Source organism: Tistrella arctica (genome assembly GCF_039630945.1).
GTDB lineage: Bacteria > Pseudomonadota > Alphaproteobacteria > Tistrellales > Tistrellaceae > Tistrella > Tistrella bauzanensis.
Map to the genome: position 1 here is coordinate 1 of NZ_JBBKTV010000007.1, position 25002 is coordinate 25002.

The 25002-nt window shown below is 68.3% G+C and carries 18 protein-coding genes; 9 read left to right on the forward strand and 9 right to left on the reverse strand.

Annotated elements, in window-relative coordinates; all coding sequences use genetic code 11:
* Positions 1–126: 126 nt before the first annotated feature.
* From WG924_RS16310 to WG924_RS16320, 3 genes are read left to right on the forward strand one after another with little or no spacing between them, the layout of a single operon-like run.
* A complete protein-coding gene (locus tag WG924_RS16310) occupies positions 127–1914 on the forward strand; it encodes a thiamine pyrophosphate-binding protein (protein ID WP_345934147.1) in 1788 nt (595 codons plus the stop codon).
* A 48-nt stretch (positions 1915–1962) separates the two neighbouring features.
* Entirely contained in the window at positions 1963–4044 is a 2082-nt protein-coding gene (locus WG924_RS16315) for an iron-containing redox enzyme family protein (RefSeq protein WP_345934148.1), read from the forward strand.
* Complete coding sequence (locus WG924_RS16320) at positions 4041–5612, forward strand: hypothetical protein (RefSeq protein ID WP_345934149.1); 1572 nt, start codon at positions 4041–4043, stop codon at positions 5610–5612. The genes WG924_RS16315 and WG924_RS16320 overlap by 4 nt, the downstream gene beginning before the upstream one ends.
* Before the next feature lie 22 nt (positions 5613–5634).
* Here WG924_RS16320 and WG924_RS16325 read toward each other — a convergent pair whose 3' ends face one another.
* Entirely contained in the window at positions 5635–6924 is a 1290-nt protein-coding gene (locus tag WG924_RS16325) for a glycerate kinase type-2 family protein (RefSeq protein WP_345934150.1), read from the reverse strand.
* Between the two features lie 156 nt (positions 6925–7080).
* Here WG924_RS16325 and WG924_RS16330 point away from each other — a divergent pair, with 156 nt between their 5' ends.
* The 4 genes from WG924_RS16330 (at position 7081) to WG924_RS16345 (ending at position 9557) form a co-directional block, all read left to right on the forward strand.
* Positions 7081–7830: a creatininase family protein gene (locus WG924_RS16330; RefSeq protein WP_345934151.1), complete on the forward strand. Its 750-nt coding sequence runs from the start codon at positions 7081–7083 to the stop codon at positions 7828–7830.
* A 58-nt stretch (positions 7831–7888) separates the two neighbouring features.
* Positions 7889–8665, forward strand: coding sequence for an N-formylglutamate amidohydrolase (locus WG924_RS16335; RefSeq protein ID WP_345934152.1), 777 nt, complete (start codon positions 7889–7891; stop codon positions 8663–8665).
* Positions 8666–8787: 122 nt separating this feature from the next.
* On the forward strand, positions 8788–9090 hold the full coding sequence (locus WG924_RS16340) for a DUF1244 domain-containing protein (protein WP_345934153.1): 303 nt from the start codon (positions 8788–8790) through the stop codon (positions 9088–9090).
* A gap of 215 nt (positions 9091–9305) precedes the next feature.
* A complete protein-coding gene (locus WG924_RS16345; protein WP_188573940.1) occupies positions 9306–9557 on the forward strand; it encodes a DUF2312 domain-containing protein in 252 nt (83 codons plus the stop codon).
* An 89-nt stretch (positions 9558–9646) separates the two neighbouring features.
* Here the strand turns inward: WG924_RS16345 and WG924_RS16350 are convergent, their stop codons facing one another.
* Genes WG924_RS16350 through WG924_RS16365 form a run of 4 tightly spaced genes read right to left on the reverse strand, consistent with a single transcriptional unit; the run spans position 9647 to position 12289 of the window.
* Positions 9647–10144 (reverse strand): DoxX family protein, encoded by a 498-nt coding sequence (locus tag WG924_RS16350; RefSeq protein ID WP_345934155.1) that lies wholly within the window; start codon positions 10142–10144, stop codon positions 9647–9649.
* Between the two features lie 28 nt (positions 10145–10172).
* Entirely contained in the window at positions 10173–10967 is a 795-nt protein-coding gene (locus WG924_RS16355; protein ID WP_345934156.1) for an HvfC/BufC family peptide modification chaperone, read from the reverse strand.
* On the reverse strand, positions 10964–11965 hold the full coding sequence (gene bufB / locus WG924_RS16360; RefSeq protein WP_372045058.1) for an MNIO family bufferin maturase: 1002 nt from the start codon (positions 11963–11965) through the stop codon (positions 10964–10966). The genes WG924_RS16355 and bufB overlap by 4 nt, the downstream gene beginning before the upstream one ends.
* Before the next feature lie 33 nt (positions 11966–11998).
* A complete protein-coding gene (locus WG924_RS16365) occupies positions 11999–12289 on the reverse strand; it encodes a BufA1 family periplasmic bufferin-type metallophore (protein ID WP_345934157.1) in 291 nt (96 codons plus the stop codon).
* A gap of 504 nt (positions 12290–12793) precedes the next feature.
* On the opposite strand from WG924_RS16365, the gene cqsA reads away from it, so the two are divergent.
* A complete protein-coding gene (cqsA, locus tag WG924_RS16370) occupies positions 12794–14074 on the forward strand; it encodes an alpha-hydroxyketone-type quorum-sensing autoinducer synthase (protein WP_345934159.1) in 1281 nt (426 codons plus the stop codon).
* 122 nt (positions 14075–14196) lie between these two features.
* Here cqsA and WG924_RS16375 read toward each other — a convergent pair whose 3' ends face one another.
* From WG924_RS16375 to WG924_RS16390, 4 genes are all read right to left on the reverse strand, one after another.
* Positions 14197–15120, reverse strand: coding sequence for a CAI-1 autoinducer sensor kinase/phosphatase cqsS (locus WG924_RS16375; protein ID WP_345934161.1), 924 nt, complete (start codon positions 15118–15120; stop codon positions 14197–14199).
* 3 nt (positions 15121–15123) lie between these two features.
* The gene (locus tag WG924_RS16380; protein WP_345934162.1) at positions 15124–16608 is read right to left on the reverse strand and encodes a sensor histidine kinase; all 1485 of its coding nucleotides are present in this window, start codon (positions 16606–16608) and stop codon (positions 15124–15126) included.
* A 306-nt stretch (positions 16609–16914) separates the two neighbouring features.
* On the reverse strand, positions 16915–20412 hold the full coding sequence (locus tag WG924_RS16385) for an indolepyruvate ferredoxin oxidoreductase family protein (RefSeq protein WP_345934163.1): 3498 nt from the start codon (positions 20410–20412) through the stop codon (positions 16915–16917).
* A gap of 646 nt (positions 20413–21058) precedes the next feature.
* Positions 21059–22825 (reverse strand): sigma-54-dependent transcriptional regulator, encoded by a 1767-nt coding sequence (locus WG924_RS16390; RefSeq protein WP_435369388.1) that lies wholly within the window; start codon positions 22823–22825, stop codon positions 21059–21061.
* A gap of 360 nt (positions 22826–23185) precedes the next feature.
* Here WG924_RS16390 and WG924_RS16395 point away from each other — a divergent pair, with 360 nt between their 5' ends.
* Positions 23186–24997: a M3 family oligoendopeptidase gene (locus WG924_RS16395; RefSeq protein WP_345934165.1), complete on the forward strand. Its 1812-nt coding sequence runs from the start codon at positions 23186–23188 to the stop codon at positions 24995–24997.
* Positions 24998–25002: the final 5 nt, after the last annotated feature.

A 25002-nucleotide genomic window follows, 5' to 3' on the forward strand; every position in this document is an offset into this window, starting at 1 on the left:
CTGGCGCGGTGCCCGGCCGCCCACCGCGTCCCCGGGGCGGCGGCGCCGGCCCGCCCGGGGGGCGCGCCCCGGCGCGCACGGTCGGCCTGGACACCATGCCTGCCCATCCCCCAAGCATCCGATGCCATGTCACAGCTCCGCACCTCATCATCGGCCGGTGTCGCCGAGGCCGGCGACAGTCCGGCGCCTGTTCCTGCTCCCGTTCAGGCGCTGGTGCATGGCGGCACGGTGGTCGCAGCCCAGTTGGCGCAGCTTGGCATCGGCCACCTGTTCACCCTGACCGGCGGCCATCTGTCGCCGCTGTTCGACGGCTGCGACCGCGCCGGCATCCGGCTGGTGGATTTCCGCCATGAACAGGCCGCCGCCCATGCGGCCGATGCCATGGCGCGGCTGACCCGGCAGGTGCAGGCCAGTGCCGCGACCGCGGGCCCCGGCGTCGCGGGGGCGGCGGTGGCGGTTGCCAATGCCTGGTCGGCGGGCAGCCCGTTGATGCTGCTCTGCGGTCGCAACCCGATCGCGACCGACGGCATGGGCGCGCTTCAGGAAGCGCCACAGCTTGACATGCTGAAGCCGGTGACCCGGGTCGCGGCCCTGCCGCTGGATGCCTGGCGGCTGCCATCGGTCATTGCCGAAACGGCTGCCGCGGCCATGGTGCCACGACCGGCGCCGGTCGCCATCGATCTGCCCTTCGATCTGCTGATGACCCGGTTGCCGGCCGATCAGGTGGCGCTGGCGGGTGGGCGCGGCCAGAGCCATGGGCCGGGCGCCGATCCGGATGCCGTGGCCAAGACTGCCGCCCTGCTGCGCGCGGCCCGCACGCCGCTGATCCTGGTGGGCTCAGGGGTGTACTGGGCGGGGGCCGAGGCGGCGCTGGACCGGTTGACGCGTGAGACCGGCTGCCCGGTCTTCGCCAATGGTGCGGCGCGCGGCATCCTGCCACCCGATCACCCGGCGATGATCGCATCCGACCGGGCACGCGCTCTGCCGCGGGCGGATCTGGTGCTGGCGATCGGGGTCGATTTCGATTTCCGGCTGAATTATGGCCAGCCGCCGCTGTTCCACCCCGATGCGGTCGTGGTTCATGTCGATGCCGATCCGTCACGGCTGGGCCGCAATCGCGGTGCGGTGATGGGCATCACCGCCTGTCCGCGCCGGTTCGTCACCGCACTGGCCGAGGCGTTCGAGACCGGCGGCCACCGGGTGCCGGGTGACTGGTTGCAGGGGCTGAAGGCGCGCGATGTTCGTGCGGCGACAGCACGGGCGGTGCGTCTGGCCGACGAGGACGGCATCATCGATCATATCCGTTTCGCCGCCGAGGCCGCGCGCTTCGCCGATGCCGAGACGGTGGCGATCGGCGATGGCGGCGACGTGATCGCCGAGACCGCCGGCGCCATCCAGGTGGGGCGCCCTGGCCATTGGCTGGACCCCGGCCCCTTCGGCTGCCTGGGCGTGGGGCTGCCCTTCGCGATGGCGGCCCGCCTTGCCCGGCCGCAGGCGCCGGTTCTGGCGGTGATGGGCGATGGCGCCTTCGGATTCAATGCCATGGAAATCGACAGCGCGGTGCGCCAGCGCCTGGGCTTCGTGGTGCTGATCGGCAATGACGGCGCCTGGGGCGAGATGCGCAATTTCCATGCCGATATTTTTGGCGATCGCTGCCTCGACGCCCAGTCGTTGAGCCGGCATGCGCGCTATGACCGGCTGGCCGAGGCGCTGGGCGGCCATGGCGAGCGGGTGGAGCGCGCGCGTGACATCCGCCCGGCGTTGGAGCGTGCCCGGCGTGCCGCCGAACAGGGTGTGCCGGCGATCGTCGATGTGATGCTGGACCCGGCCGCACGCCGCCCCGCGGGCGTCGTATCGGGTGCGGCTGTCGCCGCCGCCTTTGGCGGCGGCGACCCCTCTGCCTTCAAGTCCTGACCCGGTCCGGTCCGGTCCCCGTCGCGTCGTCCCGAGGTGCCAGCCGTCATGCACAGCCCCGATCCATCCACCGCACGCCCTTTGAAGCCCAGGCTTGCCGCCCGGATCGTCGAGGATGCCGGCGGTTTGTCGCTCGATCGCGGCGACAGCCGCTTCGTCCTGGCGCCTGATGGCATCGATGCCCACGCGCTGGGGCAGGTGCTGCGGCTGATCGATGGCGGCGCCGGTGCCGTCGATCTGGTGCGGGCGGCGGGAAGCGCCGCCGGCCAGGGCATCGGCCGGCTGATCGACGATCTGGCCGCCCACGACCTGATCGACGAGGTGGCGGCACCCCATGCCCGATCGGGCCGTGCGGCACTGCTGGCTCTGGAAGACCGCACCAATCGGCTGCTGTTCAGGACGCTCTATCGCAACCGGTTCTGGCGGGCGATGCTGGATGATCCGCATGCGGTGCCCGAGCGGGTGTTTCATGGCATGGCGATCGAGAATTATCACTTCCTGTTCCGGGAAAGCTGGTTCGACAGCCCGGTCCTGGCCTGGACCGGCAGCACGCCCGCCCGGGTGGCGATGAACCGCTTCTATGCCGAAGAAACCGGCCATGACGAGCTGATCCTGAAGGCGCTGGTGTCGGTGGGCATCGACCGCGAGATGCTGGCCCGGACCGTGCCGCTGCCGGAAACCATGGCGCTGGCCAACGCCCTCAGCCATTGGGCACGCACCGATCCGCTGCTGTTCTTCGCCACATTGGGTGTGCTGGAGGGGCGCGACATCGCCGTCGACAGCTTCGTGACCGCGGCCGAACGCCGGGGGCTGGACGAGGCCTTCGTGGGGCCGATCCGTGCCCATGCCGGCATCAACATGACCGGCGAACATGGCATGCTGACCCGCGAGATCTTCGATGCGCTGGATGGGGTGGGCGAGGATGACATCCGCCGGGTTTCAGACGGGCTCGACCTGTTCGTCGCGCTGTATGACGATTTCTATTCGGCGATCCTCGATCACTATGCCGCACCGGGCGACCGGCTGCGGCGGGTGGAAAGCTTCGCGCCCGATACCGTGCTGATGTCGATCGCCCTGCCGCTGACCGCCGATCCGGCGGCCGCCCTGCCGCCGGTGCCGCGCCGGCCACGGCTGCGGGCGGGTGTCGGTGTCGACTGCGCGGCCGATCATGTCCGGCTGGATTATGGCGATCAGGGCTGTGTGATCGACATCCTGCCCGAGGGCGCCGACGAGGCGGTGCGGCTGATGCAGGCCCTGGGCACGGGGGCCGATCGCGGGCGGCTGGCGGCGGTGGCGCCCGGCTTCGCCGATGGCCTGGACGGGCTGCTGTCGACGCTCGACGGGCTGGGGCTGCTGGACGATGCCGATCCGGGGCAGGTGCGGGGCGTGTCGGGCGTGCAGGCGATGCGGGAACTCCGCCGGTTCATCGCCGCCGCCGAACGCCGGATCTGCACCGGCAGCCTGGCCCATGCCTTCGCCGAGGGCAGCGCGTCGCGCGCCCAGGTGGTGGGCTATGCGATCGAATATCATCAGATCGTCCGGATGGGGCCACGGGCCGTGGCGCCGGCCCTGGCCCATGCCGGCCCGCCGGCCCGCACCCGGCTGATGGAGCGCTTTCTGGCCGACGAGGTGGGGCATGACCGCACGCTCGCCCAGGCTCTGGGCGCGGTCGGTCTGGATGAAGATCTGCTCGACGATCTGGTGCCGCTGCCGGAAAGCTTCGCGCTGACCGCCACGCTCGGCGTGCTGGCGGCGCAGGATCCGGTCAGCTTCGAGGCGCTGCTGTTCCTGTTCGAGCGACCGGCCGCGACCTTTCATGATCTGCTGGTGGCGCGGGCCCGGGCGCTGGACCTGCCGGACGGGTTCTGGTCGCCGCTGGTCTGGCATGCCGGGCTGAATGACGATGGCGGCCATGGCGACATCTCCGCGCGTCTGATGGCGCTGCGCGATTTCGTCGGTGCCGAACAGGTGCTGGTGGTGCTGAAGGCGGCGGTGCAGCTTCTGGAAGGCTTCGACCGTCTGGAACGGCGCATCCTGCATCATTACGGGCCCGGCGATGACGTGCGCCCGGCGCTGCGCCTGCCGGCATCGCGGCGGGCGGTGGCCGGCAACGGCGGTGTGCCGTCATGACTGCGATGCCGCACCCGGATGACGAACCGGCCCCGTGGAGCGTGGGTGCCTATCGCCGGCCGCGGCTGGTGCTGGACCGGGTGGAGGTGGCGGGCGATGGCGGCCTGCGGATCGGCCGGGGCGCGATCATGGCCGATCTGGCCCCCGATGGCATCGACGCGGACGTGCTGGCCGCCTTGCTTGCCCGGCTGACCGATCCCGATGACGGGGGCTGGCGGCAGATCGCCGGCGATGCTGCCCGGCGTGCCCGCCAGCGCCTGGCCGGCGGCGATCCCGGCCCCGATGGTCTGGTCGATCTGATCGAATGCCTGGACCGGCTGGGGCTGGTGGCGGAAGCCGATGACGGCGCCGACAGCCTGACCGCCGATCGCGCGCGGATCGCGCGGGCGGTGGACCGCGCCGCCGGCTGGCTGGCGGCGGCGCGGCGCCTGTCATCGGTGGATGATATCGCGGTCGACCGGCTGGGGGCCGATCTGCTGGAGCGGACCCGGCATCTGGCGGCGGGCGGGGTGACCACCGGGCCATTCGCGCCGCCGCTGCTGGCATCCGGCCGCACAGGCTTTCATGACGCGGTGCTGACCGCCCTGGTCGATGGCTGGGCGGTGACCGCACCCGCCAGCCTGATCGCGGCCGGCCGGCTGCTGACCCGGGTGGTGCCGGCGGTGGCGGCGATGCCCGGCCTGCTGCTGCCGGATGGTTGCCTGTATGACGCGGGCGAGGTGGAACGCCATCTGGGCGTGCTGGCGACCGGTCTGGTGCTGGCCGGGCTGCCCGGTGCCGGGCGCCGGGCGCTGCTGCCGGCGGATATCGATCTGCCGTCGACCGGTATCGGCCTGATCCATGCGGCTGAAGCCGCGACCCCGTCACTGGTGGCGGCGGCCGGGGCCGACCGGCTGGGGGCACTGCTGCGGGGGGCGGCACCCGATCGGGCCCTGGCGCTGGCGCGCGGCATCTATCTGGCTCAGTACCACGTGTCGGCGCGGATCACCGACATCTTCCTGCCGGCGATGCGCATGGGGCTGCGGTCGGGCCTGCGGGCGCGGATGCGGCGCTATCATGTCGAGGAAAGTGGCCACGAGGCCCATGAACTGGCGGCCTGTATCGCGGTGGGGCTGGATGCGCGGGCAGTGCCGGCCAGCCTGCCGCTGCCGCCGTTTACCGCCTATGTCGAGTTGCTGGGCCAGATCGCCGAACGGGCGCCTGCCGCCTTCCTGCCGGCGCTGATCGTGACCGAAGGCCTGCCCGGCGCCCCCAACCCCACCAATGACTGGCTGGCGTCAGCCGGCATCGGTGCGGCGGCGGAAGACACCGCCACCGCCCATCAGCGGGTCAATGCCGGGCTGGACCACACCACCATGCCCCGCCGGCTGGGCGCTGAAATCCCACGCATCGGCACGGCCGACGTGCGTCTGGCGCTGGATCTGTATGCCCTGATGATCGATCTCAACGCCCGCGCGCTCGGCTGGATCGCGGCCTATCACGGCGACCCGTCGAACCCGCCGCTGCCCGACTGGCTGCCGGTCACCCCTGAGGTGCTGGCCGGCTGGGCCGCCGACGGCATGGTATAGCCGGCTGGCAGCGGGCTGGCCGCTATCTGATCAGGATGGCGCGGAAGTCGTTGACATTGGTGCGGGTGGCACCGGTGACGACCTGATCGCCCAGCGCCTCGAACAGGCTGTGGGCATCGTTGGTCTCAAGCATGGCCACCGGGTCCAGGCCAAGCGCCCGGGCGCGGGCGATGCTGTCGGGGTGGATCACGGCGCCGGCGATCCGCTCGGCGCCGTCGATGCCGTCGGTATCTGCCGCCAGCGCATGGATGCCGGCATGACCATCCAGCGCCAGCATCGCCGCCAGCAGCCATTCGACATTGCGGCCACCCCGGCCGTTGCCCCGCACCGTCACCGTGGTTTCACCACCCGACAGCAGCACGGCGGGTGCCGCCACCGGCTGGCCATGGGCCGCGACGGAAAGCGCCATGCCGGCCAGGGCGCGGCCGACCTCTCGGGCCTCGCCCTCGATCCGGTCGCCCAGCACCAGCGGCGACAGGCCCAGGCGCCGGGCTTCCGCGGCCGCGGCATCCAGCGACAGCATGGGGGTCGCGACCATCCGATAATCGGCACGGGCGAAGGCGGTGTCGCCGGGCTTCGGGGTCTCGTTCGCCGGATCGTTCAGGGCCGCCGCCACCGATGGCGGCGGCGTGATGCCGAAACGGGCCAGCACGGCGCGGGCGTCGGCCAGTGTCGTCGGATCGGGCACGGTCGGCCCTGAGGCAATGGTGGACCGGTCGTCGCCGGCGACGTCGGAGATCGCCAGGGTCACGATCCGTGCCGGCGCCGCCGCCGCGGCCAGACGCCCGCCCTTGATCGCCGACAGATGCTTGCGGACGGTGTTGATGGCGCCGATCGGCGCACCCGACGCCAGCAGGGCGCGGGTGACCGCACGCTTGTCGTCGAGCGTCACCCCCGCCACCGGCGCTGCCGCCAGTGCCGAGCCGCCGCCTGAGATCAGCGCCAGCAGCAGGTCGTCGGGGCCAAGCGTGCCGGCGGCGGCGATCAGGGCGGCGCTGGCATTCTGGCCTGCCGCATCAGGCACCGGATGGGCCGCTTCCACCACCTGGATACGCTGCGTGGGCGCGCCATGCCCGTAAGGGGCGATGACCAGACCTTGCGGAGGAACCGGCCAGTCGCCGGTCAGGGCCTCAATGGCCGCCGCCATGGATGCCGCGGCCTTGCCGGCGCCAAGCACCAATGTGCGGCCTGGGGGCGGCTCGGGCAGATGCGGGCGCAGCAGGTCGGGCGAGGGCAGTGCGGCCGCGAGCCCGACATCGAACAGGCGGCGGAGCAGGGCATCGTCGTCTTGCAGGCTGAAGGGCGGTGTCATCTGGCTGTCCGCTGCGCGTGAGAGAATAGGGGCTCGGACCGTGCGACGGTGGCCGCGATCGCTGTGGCTTGGCAAGGCCTGCGGTCCGCGCCATGCTGCGGGCGCAAGCCTACAACCACGCCGCGTCGATATCCACCCGGCAGGAATGAGCCCGCCATGATCCCGATCCATCAGCGATTGCCCGAACGTCGCAGCCATCCGCCGGTGGCGGCGATCCTGCCGGTCGGGTCGTTCGAGCAGCACGGCCCCCATCTGCCGATGACCACCGATAGCCTGATCGCGGCGCTCGTTGCCGGCGCCGTCCACGGCGCGCTGCCGCCCGACATGGCGCAGGCGACCCTGCTGCTGCCACCGCTGCCGGTCAGTTGCTCGCAGGAGCATGCGGGCTTTCCGGGGGCTGTCTGGATCAGCGCCCGCACGCTGGCGGCTGTGGTCGAGGATATTGCCGCCGGGCTGGCCGGGCAGGGGGTGGGCGTGCTGGCGATCGTCAATGCCCATGGCGGCAATTACGTGCTGTCGAATGTGGCCCAGGAACTGAATCTGCCGGGCTGTGGTCCGCGCACCCTGCTGTTGCCCGGCCGCGACCATTGGCGCGGGGCGCTCGCCGCCGCCGGGATCGCGCGCAGCCTGTCGGAAGACATGCATGCCGGGGAAATCGAAACCTCGATCCTGCTGGCCGGATGCCCCGATGCGGTGGCGGCGGATCTGCCGCCCGCCGATGGCGCGCGCGAGCGGCCGCGGCTGACCGAGCTTGGCATGGCCGCCTATACCGAAAGCGGCGTGATCGGCGCGCCGCGCGATGCCACGGCGGCCAAGGGGCGGGTGCTGCTCGACCATCTGGGCAATGCCGGTGCCGCCGATCTGGTCGCCGCCGTTGCTCTGGCCTCCGGAGGCGCCGGCTGCTAGCCTTGGGTGGTTCCGAGGTCTTCGTCCTGTCGTCTTGGCCTGTGACAGCAAGGCACGCATGCCCGATCGCCCGATGCCGATCCATTCCGACGCTGCCCGTGTCGTTCCCGACATCGTCAATGGCGACCGGATGGCCGATGTCATCTTCATCTGCGATCACGCGAGCAACGTGATTCCGCCCGATCTGGCCGGGCTGGGCCTGCCGCCGGCGGCGCTGGCGCTGCACATCGCCTGGGATATCGGGGCGGCCGACATCACCCGCCGGCTGGCCGGTGCCTTCGGCGCGCCGGCGGTGCTCGCCACCGTGTCGCGTCTTGTGCTCGACGTGAACCGGTTCCTCGACGATCCGGCCTCGCTGCTGGCACAGAGCGACGGGATCGAGGTGCCGGGCAATCGCGGGGCGTCGGCTGAGGAACGTCACGCCCGCGCGGCCCGCATCTTCCATCCCTATCACGCCGCCACCTGCCGGTTGATCACCCGGCAGGTGGCGGCGGGCCGGCGGCCGGCGCTGGTCGCGGTGCATTCCTGCACCGACCGGATGGAGGGCGTGCCGCGGCCCTGGCATGTCGGCGTGCTGTGGGGGCGCGATGACCGTCTGGCCCGGCCGCTGCTTGCCAGCCTGGGCAGCCAGACCGGCATCGTGGTGGGTGACAACCAGCCCTATTCGCTGCAACTTGTGCGTGGCTACACCACCGAAGTCCATGGCGAACATCGCGGCCTGCCTTATGTGGCGTTGGAGATCCGCCAGGATCTGATCGCCGATCCGGCCGGGGCCGCCGCCTGGGCCGGGCGGATCGCGGCCGGGCTGTCGGCGGCGCTGGCGTCACTGGACTGAAACCGCCGCCGCCCCATAACGGCCGCGATCCGACCCTGGACATGCGGATCAGCGACATGTGCACCCGGCCAATGCCGGCGCTGCCGATGCCGAACCAACAGACAGTGTGAAGGACAAGCGTCATGACCGACCAGACCAGCCAGACCGAACTCGAAGCCGCGGCCTTCCGCCGCCTGGTCCAGCATCTGCGCGACCGGCCCGAGGTGCAGAACATCGACCTGATGAACCTGGCCGGGTTCTGCCGCAACTGCCTGTCGAACTGGTATGCCGATGCCGCGGCCGAACGCGGCCAGGAGATCAGCAAGGACGCAGCCCGCGAGCGGATCTATGGCATGGCCTATGCCGACTGGAAGGCGCTGCACCAGACCGAGGCGACCCCCGAGCAGCAGGCAGCCTTCGCCGCCAAGGCACCCGAAAAGCCTTGATCCGGCCGCACGCGACGCGGGGATCCGGCGGCACGCGGCGCGGGCGGAGCGACAGCGTTGCGCCTGACGTCGCCAGCGGCTATCTTGCCGCCCTTGGCGCCCAAGGCCATCCAGGGTGGATGGTCGGTTGGCCAGATGCTCCGGCGGCCCGATGCGCTGGCGGCATGGGTCGCCGACGATGCGTCACGTGACATCAAGAGACGGGGATACGATCCATGACCGAGGTCGGCGGCATCGCGGGCGACGTCCTGCGCTCGTATATCGATCGGATCGAGCGGCTGGAAGAAGAGAAGGCGGGGATTGCCGCCAATATCCGCGAGATCTTCGCCGAAGCAAAGGGTAACGGCTTCGACACCAAGGTCATGCGCCAGATCCTGAAGATCCGCAAGATGGAGCCGCATGACGTGGCCGAGCAGGACGAATTGCTTGAGCTGTACAAGCGTGCGCTTGGCATGCCGCTGGGTTGACGGCCGAGACCGGATTCAAGTCGACGCGAAACGGGCGCCCGCAGATGCCGGGCGCCCGTTTTGCATCTTCGGCCGGGCATGATGCCCCCTCAGAGGCCATATCTGCGGGCGAGCAGCCGGTCCAGCGACAGGCGGCCGGCGCCGGCGGCGGCGATGATCAGGCCGGCGGCCACCCAGGGCAGTTGTTCAGAGGCGACGGCGATGCCGTTCTCCATCCCCTGCGGGGTCTGGCCTATGACCAGATAGATCATGGCGGCCATCACCGCCAGTCCAAGCGCCGCCGGGCGGGCGAACAGGCCCAGCGCCAGCAGCACCGGCAGGGTCAGTTCGGCGCTCGTGGTGACGATGGCGGCGAACAGCGGATCGACGCCGGGCAGGGGATGGATCTCGCCGAACAGGAAGGTCTGGCTTGGCCAGTGATCGACCCGCAGCATCCCGGCCTGGAAGAACGGCCGTGCCAGCCACAGCCGCAGGGCCAGCAGCGCCGCGCCGATCAGCAGACCGTTGCCGGCGCCCGGCAATGAGAGATAGCGGATGAGCAGGCGTCGCGGCAGCGCGGCCTTGGCCGTGGACAGGGCTGAGGACATGCTGTGGTTCCTTTGACTGATGAAGAGGTCAGCGATCCTGCGGCATCGCCACCGCGGTCAAGGCGCCGTGGGCGACCAGCAGGCCCAGCGCCGTGGCCAGATCGAGCGCCGGATCGGCGGCGAGCGCCCGGCGCGCGGCCTCGGCCAGAGCGACCGCTCCGTCGGCAGAATTCAGGGCATTGAACAGATGAACGGCGCCCGGTGGCAGTGGATGCAGGCCGATGCGGTCATCGCGGCGAACCACCAGCACGGTTTCCGGGCCGGCATCCGCCGCCTGATGGATGGTGAGGCTGGCTCCGGGCTGATGGGCCTGCCACAGCGACAGGATCGGGCAGGGGCTGTCGATCACCCGCGCCGCCGGATGGGCGGCCAGATGATCGGGGATCGTTGCCCCGGGCGTGAAATGCTCGGCGCCGACCGCGAACCACACCGCCACCCGCGCCCATTCAAGCCGCGCGGTCTCGGCCACGGCCGGCCATGCCGCCAGATCGGGATCCGCCGCAAGATCGGCGGCGAAGCCGGCGCCCCATTGCGACAATTGCGGCGTCGATGGTGGCTGATGCCGCAGATGCCGTGTCACCACGGCGGCGAAGCAATCCAGGCCGACCATCCGCGCGACCACCGGAAACGCGGCCTCCAGCGACTGGACAGCCGCGCCCAGCGCGTTTCGCCGGTGCACGGCCAGCCGGCGGGCGATCAGCCTGTCGGGCGCATCGGGTGCCATCCAGGGCCGAAGGGCCGAGGGATCGACCGGTCGGCGGCCCCAGGCGATGGATGCGACCTGATCCTGGAAATGTTGAAGCGCGGCGACGGTTTCGGTCACGACGCGGCCTCGATGATCTGATGCGTGCCGCATGTGGCGTCGATCGCGCGCCCGGCACGGGCGGCTTCGGCCATCAGCACCTCGAATTCCGGCAGGTTGGTGTCGCGTTCCAGCAGAACCGGCACCGGTCCGGTGCGGGCAAGCGCGCGGTCGAGCAGATCCCAGACCGGGTCCGACACCGGATGGCCATGATCGTCGATCAGCAGGGGGGGGCCATATGGATCATCGGGATCGGCATCGACGGCATGACCGGCGATATGAATTTCGCCCACCGCCGCGAACGGCATCGCGTCCAGCCAGGCCGCAGCATCGGCCCCGAGATTGACCGCGCTGACCTGAATGTTGTTGACGTCCAGAAGCAGGCCGCAGCCGGTGCGACGCACCAGTTCGGCCAGAAAGGCCGGTTCGTCCATGTCATGGGCCAGCGGCATGTAGCTCGACGGGTTTTCGATCAGCAGCGGGCGCTTCAGCACGTCCTGCGCCCGGCCGATATTGCCGGCCAGCACCGTCAGGCCGGCCGTGGTCATCGGCACCGGCAGCAGGTCGTCGACCCAGCCATCGGCGGTCCGGCACCACGACGCGTGTTCAGACACCGCCGCCGGCTCGATCCGGTCGACCAGATCTGCCAGACGGCGCAGATGATCGTGATCGATCCCGCCGGCCGAGCCGAGCGACAGGCCGACGCCGTGCAGCGATACCGGCATCAGCGCCCTGATCTGTTCCAGATGCCGGGCCCGTGGATGAGGCGCCGCGCCGGGGCGGGCGCTCATGTAGTTTTCGGCGTGTACCTCAACCCAAGGTGGTATTATGGGATTGGGGCCCATGTCGGCTGTGTCGAGCAACCGGTGGAGGTGCGGCGTTCTGAGGCCGATCCCGGCCTTGCGGGGCAGGGTGGTGGCACCCGGCCGGGATGATGCATCCCGGCGCGGGTGAGCGGGTCGGACCTGGACCGGCATCTGACGGCACCTCCACGGTGGCGTAAGCATATCCGCGCGCATGCCGCGGCGTTGGGGCAAGCGGCGTCCGGGCGATCAGCCCTTCTTGGGGTTCATGCCCTCGAAGGCATCCAGCATGCCGCCCATCTCCTGGCACGTACCCTTGGCGACCGCCTTCCAGTCGCCGCCGTCGTAATCGGCCTTGGACATGCCGGCGCAGGAATGGGTGCCGGCCTTGTTGGCGCAATCGTTCTCGCCGGCCTTGGAAATGCCATAGCACTTCTCGGTATCGGCCGCCACGGCGGGGGCGGACAGCGCGATGGCGGCCAGTGACATGGCGCCGGCAATGGCGGATGCGATGGCGGTATTCGTGGCGCGGGTGGTCATGTCGTCATCTCCCTGATCTGGATCGGCATTGCGAATGCCCGGGGCCTGTCGGCCGGGCTCCCTCTCCGCTGCCGTAAGAGGACGATAGGACGGTCGGCGGTTCGGCGCCAATCAACCCCCCATCGCTGCCGATCACGTTCCCGTCATCACATCGTCATCGGGTGCCCCGCCATGCCGGCCCTGCGTTGCGCGATGGCACCGGCTCCACATCTATAAGTTGTGTATATAAACGACGACATGCGTCATGACCATTGCGTGTCATGCACCATATGCGTGCCAGTTCCACTGCTAAAAGATGAATGACATGTGATCAATATCATCGTTAAGTTTCAGTTCATGATTAGATCCTCTTGTGTCCCCATGTAGCTTAGGGGCTGATCTGCACTATCGGGGGCAGCTTGAGAGTGTTCCAGTATGCCAGATCGCTCCCCGTATCACCCGAAACGGCGCCAGACCGGCGCCAGCACTTGTCCGATGACGGACATGACTTCCAGGAGATGACACATGCTCACCAACGAGATCGCCGCCGTCCGCGCTTCCGCCATCGACAGCATGCACCGCACCCTCGCCGGCCCGCAGCCCTTTGCCGCCGCCCAGCCCCGCAGCCTTGGCGGGCTTGCGGCCGAACTGCCGGGACTGACCCGGCGGATCGCCGAATGGAAGGCCGAGTATCCCGACCATCATGTCACGGTTGGCCGCGCCCCGCAGGCGGGTTCCATCATGCTGGCCAATAATGATTATCTGTCACTCGCCGATGACGGCAGGATCATCGGCGCACTGCGCGCGGCACTGGATGACGTGAAGACCGAGACCTTCATGTCGGGCGTGTTCGTGCAGTTCCTGGACGCCCAGAGCCGCTATGAGCGCGAGATGGCGGCATTCCTGGGGGCAGAGGCGGTGTCGCTGTGCCAGTCGGGCTGGGCCGCCAATGACGGGCTGATCCAGGCGATCGCCGACGCCGAAACGCCGGTCTATGTGGATCTGTATGGCCATGCCTCGCTGTGGCAGGGCATTCACAGCGCCGGCGCCAGGCCGCGGCCGTTCCGCCACAACAACATGACCCATCTGGCCAGCCTGATCGCCAAGAACGGCCCGGGTGTGATCCTGGTCGATTCTGTCTACAGCACCAGCGGCGATCTGTGCCCGCTCGACAAGCTGTGCGATCTGGCCGAGCAGACCGGCTGCACGCTGGTGGTGGATGAAAGCCACGGCGTTGGCGTGTTCGGCCCCGGCGGTGCCGGCCTGGTGCCGGCGATGGGCCTGGAACACCGGGTGCATTTCCGCACCTTCAGCCTGTCGAAGGCCATGGTCGGACGCGGCGGCATCGTGGCCGGCACGAAGCGGACGCTGGAATATTTCCGCTATACCTCGCGCCCCGCGATCTTCAGCTCCACGGTGCTGCCGCATGAAATCGCGGGCTTTCATGCAACGCTCGACGCGGTGCGCGGCGACGACCATCGCCGGGCGCGGCTGTTCGCGAACACCGCCTATCTGCGGTCGGGCCTCAGGGATGTGGGCATCGATGTCGGCAACAGCCCGGCGCCGATCATTTCGCTGATCGGCGGGTTCGAACCCGGCACGGCGCAGTTGCGCGACCGGTTGGAGGATCACGGCATCTTCGGTGCGGTGTTCTGCGCCCCGGCAACGCCCAAGGGCCGTTCGCTGGTGCGGTTGACCGTCAACAGCGGCCTGACCCATGCCGATCTGGACCGGGTGATCCACGCCGTGGGCCAGTGCCGCGACTTGCTGGTGCGCGATCTGCGGCTGGAACAGGCGGCGGCCTGATGCGCATCACGCGCCGTCATGCGGGTCAGACCGGGGACCGGGCGTTTACGCCCGGCCCCGTCGCTGGTGGTGCCGTCACTGGTGATCCCGTCGCTGATGGTCCCGTCGCTGATGGTCCGGGATCAGCCCTGGCGCCGCCGGATATCGGCCGGATCGCCCAGGGCCTGCAGTCTGCGGGCGACATCGGCGCAGTCTTCATCGATCCGCGCCGGCACGTGGAGCAGGGCTTCCAGATGCGCGTCGTCGAAGCTTTCGACCGGCACGCCCTGCGCGCGGGCGATGCGGTGACTGCGCACCAGCCCCGGCAGATAGGTTTCAAGCGACCGGGCCGAGGTGCGGATGCTCATCAGCGGTGTCTGCACCATGCGCCCGGCGGTGCGGCCGCTTTCGGCCAGGGCGCGTTCACGCACCGCCCGGCTGTTGGCGGCGTTGTAGTTGAAGATGGCGCCGCCCAGCAGGCCGAAGGCCAGGATCGGCGCATATTCGGCATAGATCGCCATGTCATGGCCGGGCGGTCCGGTGATCAGGGCCGCCAGGATGCCGAGGCTGGTGCCCAGAATGAACAGAATGATCAGGCTGAACCAGTCGACCAGCAGTACCAGAAGGAACAGGGCGGTCAACGTCGACATCTGCCAGATCACCGACCCGCCGTTCATCACCGTCATGAAGGTGAAGAAAAAGGGCAGGCAATAGCCCAGCATCAGCAGCCAGACCACCGGCGTCGCCGCCTGCAGACGGCCGGGCCAGCGGCGGCGGAAGACCAGGCTCAGACACAAGGCGGAGCCCGCCAGCCGCATCGGCAGGTTCTCGTAGGCCTGCGGAAACAGGAAGGTCCACACCATCCAATAGGCCGGCATCATCACCGCGCCGGCGATGGACACCGCGACGATATTCGGCTCGATGTGCTGAAAGCCGTTGAGGATGATGCCCCGCAGGCTGCCCGGCTGGGCCGGGCCATGCGGCCCGGGCGGTGCTGGCTGGCCGGCCGGCATCCGTGCGGGATCGCGTGCCGGTTGATCGGCCTGATAGGTGCTGCTTCCCGACATCGTTCAGCCCATCACCGCGCTCGGGCCCGTCGGCAGGCTGCCGGTCGGGCGGCGGCCGTCGCCACTCCGCCCGCCGCCAAGACGTCCGCCGCCCAGATCCTGAACGCCGGAATGCGGGCCGCCGCGCCGGCCGCTGCCCACCACCCGGGCCGGGGGCCACAGAATTTCCGCACGCGTGCCTTCATTCACCCGGCTGACCAGTTGAAAGCGCCCGCCATGCATCTCGATCAGCGAGCGGACCAGCGGCAGGCCCAGCCCGGTGCCGGCATAGCGGCGGTTCAGGGCGCTGTCGACCTGGCCGAACGCCTCCATGGCGCGGGTGATGTCTTCAGGCGCGATGCCGATCCCGGTATCCACCACGGCGATCAGCAGCCCGCCCTCTTCGGCCGCACCGGCCTGAACCGTCACGCTGCCGCCGATCGGCGTGAATTTGACCGCATTGGACAACAGGTTCAGCAGGATCTGCTTCATGGCGCGTTGATCGCCGCGGATCGCCGGCAGATCCGGCGCCAGATCGCTCACCAGCCGCAAGCCGGCCTTGTCGGCCTGACCGCGCATCAGATTGGTGGTGGTCCGCACGACGCTGTCGAGCGTGAACACGCTTTCGTCGAGGTTGTAGGCGCCGGCTTCGATCTTCGACAGATCCAGGATGTCGTTGACGATATCGAGCAGATGGACCCCGCTTTCGTTGATCAGCCGCGCGAATTCCATCTGTTCCTCGATCTGGGCATCACCGCGCGGCCTGTCGTTCATCAGGATCTCCGAAAAGCCGATGATCGCGTTCAACGGCGTGCGCAGTTCGTGGCTGGTATTCGCCAGGAAGTCGGATTTGGCGATGTTGGCGGCCTGTGCCGCCTTGACCGCATCGGCCAGTTCGAAACGCAGCCGCAGACCGTCGTCGAGCAGGCGCGATAGATGACGCGCGCCAACCGCCAGCGCGCCGCTGGCGACCAGAATGGTCAGGGCCAGTTGCAGGTCGAGCCGGCCGGCCACCAGCAGGCCGGTGAGCAGGGCGCCCGATGTAACGCCCAGCCAGATCAGCGCCGCTGTCAGATGACACGACATCATCACCGTGCCGGCAACCCCGATGGCGGCGGTGGCACACAGCACCTTCGCCATGTCGATGGAGGCGGCATTGGTTGGCAGCACCAGGGGTGCCAGGCCCCAGATGACCCCGCTGACCGCGATGATCATCATGATCGGCAGGGCGCGGCTGTCGGTGTCGCCACCCGGACCGACATCGCGCACATCGCGCTGAATGGCGGCGAAGCGCAGGCCCACCAGGCAGTTGACCGCCACCAGCCACAGCGCGATCTGCTGCTGAGCCGCGGCGGGCCAGATCAGCACCGCCAGACAGATGGACACCAGCGGCTCAATCAGGATTCCGATCCGGGCGGCCTGGTACAGGCTGTCCAGCTGGGCGGCACCCATGCGCGCCGCCACCGTCACAGATGCCTTTTCGCCCGGCCGTTCCGTCTGCAGCTCCATGGTCTGCCGTCATGTCCTCTGATGCCGACGGGTCAGTGTTGGCGGCCTGCCGGCCGTCGGAATCATTATGACGACAAACCATCGTCATTGCGATGCGGCGTTGCGTTGACGGCGGATGATACCCGCCAAGCGGGTTTATTCTTCTATGTGATAAAACTATAACACGTTATTCTCGTCGTGTCGGTTGTATCGGTGCCCGATCTCCCATTCGTGGCAGGCGGTCCCTTTGCCGAATAAGGTATATGGGCCGCCGCCTGTTACCCGGCGATCACGCAGAAGATTGCGGCCTGCAATGCAGGGCGGGGGCTACTCCGCCGCCAACGCTGCCGGCGCCGGGCCGTCATAAGCCGCCAGCAGGCGCTGTTCCTTCAGTCGGGTGCGTGTCAGAGCCTCGTCCTTCACATGGCCGAAGCCGCGGATGTCCATCGCCAGGCGGGCGATCTCGACAGCCCTGGCATGGGTTGCGGGGGTCAGGCCGTTGATCAGCCGGTCGACGGTCTGGCGATAATCGTCGATCAGCCGGCGTTCAGCCCGCCGTTCGGCGGTATAGCCGAAGATGTCGAAGGGGGTGCCGCGCAGGCCCTTCAGCTTTGCCATCAGCTTGAACAGCCGCATGGTGGCGCCGCCGAACCGCATCTTGCGCATCCGCCCGGTCCGCGGATCGCGCGGAGCGATCATCGGCGGTGCCAGATGGAAGGTCAGCTTGACGTCGCCCTCGAACTGGCGGTTCAGCTTTTCCAGGAACCGGCCATCGGTGTACAGACGGGCGACTTCGTATTCGTCCTTATAGGCCATCAGCTTGAACAGCGACCGGGCGACCGCATCGGTCAAAGCGGTGCGGCCGGGCGTGCGTGCGGCCTCGGCGGCCCGGACCTGGTCGACGGTCTGGCGATAGCGCGCGGCCCAGGCGGCATTCTGATAGCCGGTCAGGAAATCCACGCGCCGCGCGATCACCTCATCCAGGGTGTCCGACAGCCGCTCGGTCTCGACCACCGGGCGGTTGCGCTCGACGATGGTCTGCACGGCCTGCAGGTCGTGGGCGGCGCGCCGGCCCCACATGAAGGCATCCTGATTGAGCGTGACGGCGACCCCGTTGATCTCGATCGCGCCGAGGATCGATGCCTCTTCCAGCGGCACCAGACCCTTCTGCCAGGCATAGCCCAGCAGGAACAGGTTGGTGGCGATGCTGTCGCCAAGCAGGGTGGTGGCGATGCGGGTGGCGGCCACCAGATCGACATTGCCGGCGCCGGCGGTGCGGCGATAGGCGTCGCGCAGATCCTGGCCGGGGAAGCGCAGATCCGGGTTCGAGATGAAGCCCGCGGTGATCAGCTCATGATCGTTGATCAGCACCGTGCTGCGCGCCGGATCCAGCAGGACCAGGGCGTCGGGCCGCGCGCCCACCACCAGATCGGCGGCGATCATCAGGTCGGCACCGCCGGTGGCGATGCGGATCGAATGGATGTCTTCAGGCGTTTTCGCGATGCGCAGATGGGTGAACACCCCGCCGCCCTTCTGGGCCATGCCGGTCATGTCCAGAACGCCGACACCCTTGCCTTCAAGATGGGCCGCCACGCCGATCAGCGCGCCGATCGTCACCACACCGGTGCCGCCGATACCGGCGACGAGGATGCTGTAGGGATCGGCCCCCACCGTCGGCAGAACCGGATGCGGCAGGGTCTCGAACGGCGTGCGTCCGGAGTCGCGGGCCCTGGGCTTGCGGATGCTGGCGCCCTGCACCGTCACGAAGCTGGGGCAGAAGCCCTCGACGCAGGAATAATCCTTGTTGCAGCTCGACTGATCGATCTGGCGTTTGCGGCCATATTCGGTCTCAAGCGGCTGAACCGACACGCAGTGGCTCTTGGCCGAACAGTCGCCGCAGCCCTCGCAGACCAGATCATTGATGAACACCCGCCGGTCGGGATCGGCCATCAGGCCGCGCTTGCGCCGGCGGCGCTTCTCCGTGGCGCAGGTCTGCTGATAGATGATGATCGAACAGCCATCGACCTCGCGCATCATCCGCTGCACATCATCGAGCGCGCCGCGGTCATAGACATCGGTGCCGTGGGGCAGGCCGTTGCGGCCGGCATAGGCGCTGGTGTCGTCGGTCACCACCACCAGCTTCGTCACGCCTTCCTGAACCAGTTCGTGCGCCATCTGCTGAATGCTCAGCGACCCGTCGATCGGCTGGCCGCCGGTCATGGCGACCGCGTCGTTGAACAGGATCTTATAGGTGATGTTCACCTTGGCGGCGATGGCGGCGCGGATGGCCAGCACGCCCGAATGGAAATAGGTGCCGTCGCCCAGATTCTGGAAGACGTGCTTTTCCGTCGTGAACGGCGCCTGACCGATCCAGCTTGTGCCTTCGGCGCCCATCTGGGTATAGGTCTCGGTGCGCGGCATGATCCAGGTCGCCATGTAATGGCAGCCGATGCCGCCAAGCGCCCGGCTGCCTTCCGGCACCACGGTCGAGGTGTTGTGCGGGCAGCCTGAGCAATAGGTCGGCTTGCGCTCGATCGGCGCCTGCGATGGCACCGCGTCTTCCAGCCGGCGCAGATGATCGAGACGGCTCTGGATGCGGTCATTGGTATAGAAGCGGGCCAGCCGCTCGCCGATCACCCGGGCGATCCGGCTGGGGCGCAGTTCGCCCGCCGATGGCAGGATCCAGTTGCCCCGCTCGTCGAACTTGCCGACGACCCGGGGGCGAACCTCATCCTTCCAGTCGTAAAGCTGTTCCTTGAACTGGTTCTCGATGACCGCACGCTTCTCCTCGACCACCAGAACCTCGTCCAGCCCCTCGGCGAAGGCGCGGGCACCTTCGCGTTCAAGCGGCCAGGACATGCCGACCTTGTAGAGCCGGATGCCGATCTCGGCGGCCAGGGCCTCGTCGATGCCCAGCTCTTCCAGCGCCTGCATCACGTCCAGATAGCTCTTGCCGGTGGTGACGATGCCGAAGCGGGCGCGGGGGCTGTCGAGCACCACGCGGTCCAGCCGGTTGGCGCGCGCGAAGGCCAGCGCCGCATACAGCCGGTAGCGGTGATGGCGGTATTCCTGATCCATCGGCGCATCCGGCCAGCGGATGTTCACGCCATCGGCCGGAAAGTCGAAATCGGGCAGGGTGATCCTCACCCGGTCCGTGGCAACCGAGACCGAGGCCGAGCTGTCGACCGTGTCGGCGATGGTCTTCATGCCGACCCAGGCGCCCGAGAACCGCGACAGCGCCCAGCCGATCAGGCCGTAATCAAGGATCTCCTGCACCCCCGACGGGTTCAGCACCGGGATCAGGCAGTCCATGAAGGTGTATTCGGCCTGATGGGGCAGGGTGGAGGATTTGGCGCCATGGTCGTCGCCGGCCAGCAGCAGCACGCCGCCATGGCGCGACGAGCCGGCCATGTTGCCGTGCTTCATCACGTCGCCGGACCGGTCGACGCCGGGGCCCTTGCCGTACCACATGCCGAAAACGCCGTCATATTTGGCGAGGCTGGCATGCTCCGGCCGGGCGACATTGTCCATATTGGCCTGCTGGCTGCCCCAGACCGAGGTCATCGCCAGGTCTTCGTTGACGCCGGGATTGAACACCACATGGTGCTTCTGAAGATGCTTGCGCGCCTTCCATAGCTGCTGGTCCAGGCCACCCAGCGGCGAGCCGCGATAGCCCGAGATGAAGCCGGCCGTGTCGAGGCCGGCGGCCAGATCGCGCTGGCGCTGCATCAGCGGCAGCCGTACCAGAGCCTGGGTACCGGTCAGGAAGATCCGTCCGTGCTCGACGGTGTACTTATCGTCGAGCGACAATTCGGGCAGCGTCATCTTGGCATCTCCACGCGATATCGTCCCCGCCGCGGGCGGGTGCCCCGGTCATGGCCCCGCCTTCGCCGCAGTCGATGCGGTGGGCCGGGCTCGTCTTGTCCATCCTGCCCGAGAGGGCTGCCGACGGATCAAAATAGGTCAGTATTAATGACCTATTTTCCCGGTTATACGACGAACGAAAGCTGTGCCGCAATGACCTTGTCAGGTGCGGCAAAGACACCTCATCGAGGACGATTTTCTGGAAAATAATTCTGAGAAGGTGCTGAATTTAATAATTAATGACCAATAGCGGCATCTGGCGCTCGTAGAACGCACTCAGGCCGGACTGGCTGGGCCGTTGTCAAAAGCCGGCCGAGGCCGCACCCGGCAGCTCAAGTACACCTCGACGGGGCTGGTGGCCGGAGGGCGTTTCGCCTGCTTGAGAATGGCTTCGGCACCATTCAAGAAGACCTCGATGCTGAAATCGATCTGGGCGGCGCCGTAGGTATCCACGCCGCGGCCGGCAATTCGTTCGAGATTGTGAAATCGCCTATGTCCGACCTCGGACAGGGCCAGTTTAGGTGAACGAACACGGGAACGGTCATTCTCCCGGCGGGCCCGGCTGCATCGCCCCTGGACCAGAATGCGGAACGCATCCGATCCCACCTCAATCAGTGCCGTCGAGGCCCAGCTCGCGCAGCTTGCGATAGAGGGTGGACCGGCCGATGCCGAGCCGCCGGGCCATCTCGCTCACCCGGCCGCGATACTGACGCAGGGCGATGCGGATGACATCGGCCTCGATCTCTTCCAGCGAGCGGATATGGCCGGCATCGTCGAAGGCACGCACCGGCGCCTCGGCGTCCTCGTCGCGCAACCGGGCCAGGGGGATCGGCTGGCCCGGCGTCAGCGGCAGGGCCGGTGCCTGGGCAAAGCCACCGGCCTGCATCGGCGATGCGGCGACAGCCGCCTGCCCGCCGGCACCGGCCGCGAGCAACGGCCTGCCACCGCCGCCATAGGTCATGCCGGCCGCCGCAGCGATGCCGCCCGGCACCGACCCGATGGCGCCGGCACCGATGCCGGCGGTCGTCGATGGCAGGTGGCTGCCCATGGGGCCGCCGGTCGCGGCCACCTGCGCGGGGCTCGCGCCATAATCGCCGGGCAGGGCGGTGTCGCCGAAGCCATTGGCGCGATAGGCGGCCTGGGCCACCTGTGGGAAGTGCTCCACATCCAGCCATTCGCCGTCCGACAGCACCACGGCGCGAAAGATCGCGTTCTCAAGCTGCCGGACATTGCCGGGCCAGTGATAGGTGGTCAGCAGGCGTTCGGCCTCTTCGGTCAGGCCTTCGATCCGCTTGCCTTCGGCGGCTTCGAACCGCTGGATGAAATGCTGCGCCAGCACCAGGATGTCGTCGCGCCGCTCGCGCAGCGGCGGGACATAGATCGGGAAGACGTTCAGCCGGTAATACAGGTCGTCTCGGAACTGGCCGGTCTGGACCAGATCCCAAAGATTGCGATTGGTGGCCGAAATCAGCCGGATGTCGATCGGCACCGGCTGCTTGCTGCCCACCGGGTCGATCTCGCCGGCCTGCAGGGCGCGCAGCAGCTTGACCTGAAGGTCGGGGCGCAGCTCGCCGATCTCGTCCAGGAACAAGGTGCCGCCCGATGCTTCCTGGAACTTGCCGATATGGCGTTCGCTCGCACCGGTGAAGGCACCCTTCTCGTGGCCGAACAGCAGGGTTTCGACCAGATTCTCAGGGATCGCGCCGCAATTCACCGTGACCAGGGGGCCGTGGGTCCGATCGCTGCGCGCGTGGATCGCGCGGGCGATCAGCTCCTTGCCGACACCGCTCTCGCCTTCGATCAGGATCGGGATGGTGGAATTGGCCGCCCGGTCGACCAGGCCCAGCACCGCGCGGATCGCCCGGCTGTCGCCCAGAATCTCGGTGACCGGCATCGGCCGGCCACGCCTTGGCGCCGGGCCGTCCAGATCATCGGCGACACCAGGCCGCAGCGCCTGGCGGATGGCGATCTGAAGCCGGTCGGCCGAAACCGGCTTGACCATGAAATCGGTGGCACCGGCCCGCATTGCCTGCACCGCCACATCGATGCCGCCATGGGCGGTGAAGACCAGGATCGGCAGATGCGGCCGGATCGGGCGTACCTGATTGAGCACGTCGATGCCCGACAGGCCGGGCATGGTCAGGTCCAGCAGCACGGCATCGACCCGCTCCCGCCCCGGCATCAGCAGCCGCACCGCTTCCTCGCCGCTGCCCACAGGGCGCGGACGATAGCCGAAGCGGCCGATGGTCGCCTCCAGCAGGCGCCGCTGGGCAGGGTCGTCATCGACGATCAGGATGGTGGGGTTCATATGAATGGGCCGCTGACATGCCGGTTGCAGGGTGGCCGCCAACCGGCCGCCCGCGTGAGATCGCATATTTAATCAGATAAGCGTATCGCGTCCATTTACCAAGTTGCTTAACGCCTGAACGGCGATCCGCCGCACCCGGTCCCGCCCATGGTTGACGGATGGGTCGGGGTCGATGGACGGGCCGGGGCCGATGGACGGGTCGGGACGGATGGATGGATAGGGCCCGATGTCGGTGGGGCGGGCGCGAATTGTCTATGATACGCCCGAAAGCCGCATGATAAGCCCGAAACCCTGGTGACACCGGGTTGGTGGGCGATCGACGGCCAACTATATTCAGGGTCCGGACGGGGCACGATGCGTGGTCCCGGCCAGGGATAACCGATCAGGCGGCGTCTGGCCGCCTGGACGAACAGGAGCTGCGCACCCATGCCTGATGGCCACGAGCCCGCCCGCGCCACGTTCGGCGACCTGCCGCGCTGGCGCCTCGACGATCTTTATGCCAGCCCCGAGGATCCGGCGCTGGACGCCGACGTCGCACGGGCGCGCAGCGATGCCCAGGCCTTTGCCGCCCGGTATGAAGGCAAACTGGCTGCGCTGACGCCGGCAGAGCTCGCCGATGCGATCGAGGCCTTCGAGCGGCTGGAAGAGCTGATGGGCCGGGTCGGCTCGTATATCGGGCTGATGCATGTCACCCGGCTGGATCAGGCCGAGGCGGGGCGCCGTTATCAGACCGTATCGGAACGGCTGACCGAGATTTCCAGCCTGCTGCTGTTCTTCACCCTGGAATTCAACCGGCTGGACGAGGCACTGCTAGAGGCCGGCTATGCGGCCGAGCCGCGGCTGGCGCGCTATCGCCCCTGGGCCGATCAGCAGCGGGCCTTCCGGCCCCATCAGCTCGAAGACCGGCTGGAAAAGCTGCTGCTTGAGAAATCGGTGTCGGGCCGCGCGGCCTGGGTGCGGCTGTTCGACGAAAGCTGGGCCGCCGCCCGCTTCACGATCGATGGCGAGGAGCTGACATCCGACGCCGTGCTGTCGCGGCTGAGCGATCGCGACCCTGAGCGCCGGCGCAAGGCCGCGGCGGCCTTCTCCGCCGGGCTGGCCGACCGGGTGCCGATGCTGACCCTGATCTATAATACGGTGGTGAAGGACAAGGAGGTCGAGGACCGCTGGCGCGGCTTCGGCCGGCCGATCTCGTCGCGCAATCTGTCGAACCAGGTCGAGGACGAGGTGGTCGATGCGCTGATCAAGGCGGTGCGCGAGGCATATCCCCGGATATCGCATCGCTATTACGCCTTGAAAGCCCGGCTGCTCGGCGTCGAGACGATGAATTTCTGGGACCGCAACGCCGCCTATCCTCAGGACAGCGACGCCCATATTCCGTGGAGCCGGGCGCAGGACATCGTGCTGGGCGCCTTCGGCGGCTTCATGCCCGAGATGGCCGATATCGCCGGCCGGTTCTTCACCGAGAACTGGATCGATGCGCCGGTGGCGCCGGGTAAGGCCGGTGGCGCCTTCTCGCACCCCACCGTGCCCAGCGCGCATCCTTACGTGCTGATGAATTATCAGGGCAAGGCCCGCGACGTGATGACGCTGGCCCATGAACTGGGCCACGGCGTGCATCAGACGCTGGCGGCGGATCAGGGCCTGTTCCTGGCCGATACGCCGCTGACCCTGGCCGAGACAGCCTCGGTCTTCGGCGAAATGCTGACCTTCCGTGCCCTGCTGGATGCCGAGACCGACCCTGAGCGTCGCCGTCTGATGCTGGCCTCGAAGATCGAGGACATCATCAACACCGTGGTGCGCCAGATCGCCTTTGCGACCTTCGAGATGAAGGTGCACGATGCGCGGCGCGAGGGGGAGTTGACCCCTGACGTTCTGGGGCGCCTGTGGTTCGAGGTTCAGACCGAGAGCCTGGGGCCGGCCTTCACCTTCAGCGATGACTATCGCAACTGGTGGGCCTATATCCCCCACTTCTTCCACACGCCCTTTTATGTCTATGCCTATGCCTTCGGGGAATGCCTGGTTCATGCGCTGTATGCGGTGCATGAACAGGGCGATCCGGATTTCGCCGCCAAATATCGCACGTTGCTGGCCACCGGTGGCGCCAAGGGCCATCGCGAGCTGCTGGCCCCCTTCGGGCTGGATGCGGGCGATCCGGCGTTCTGGAGCCGTGGACTGGCGTTGATCGAGGGCTATATCGACCGGCTGGAGGAGGAGGTCGCCGCCGCCGGTCTGTAGCCGCG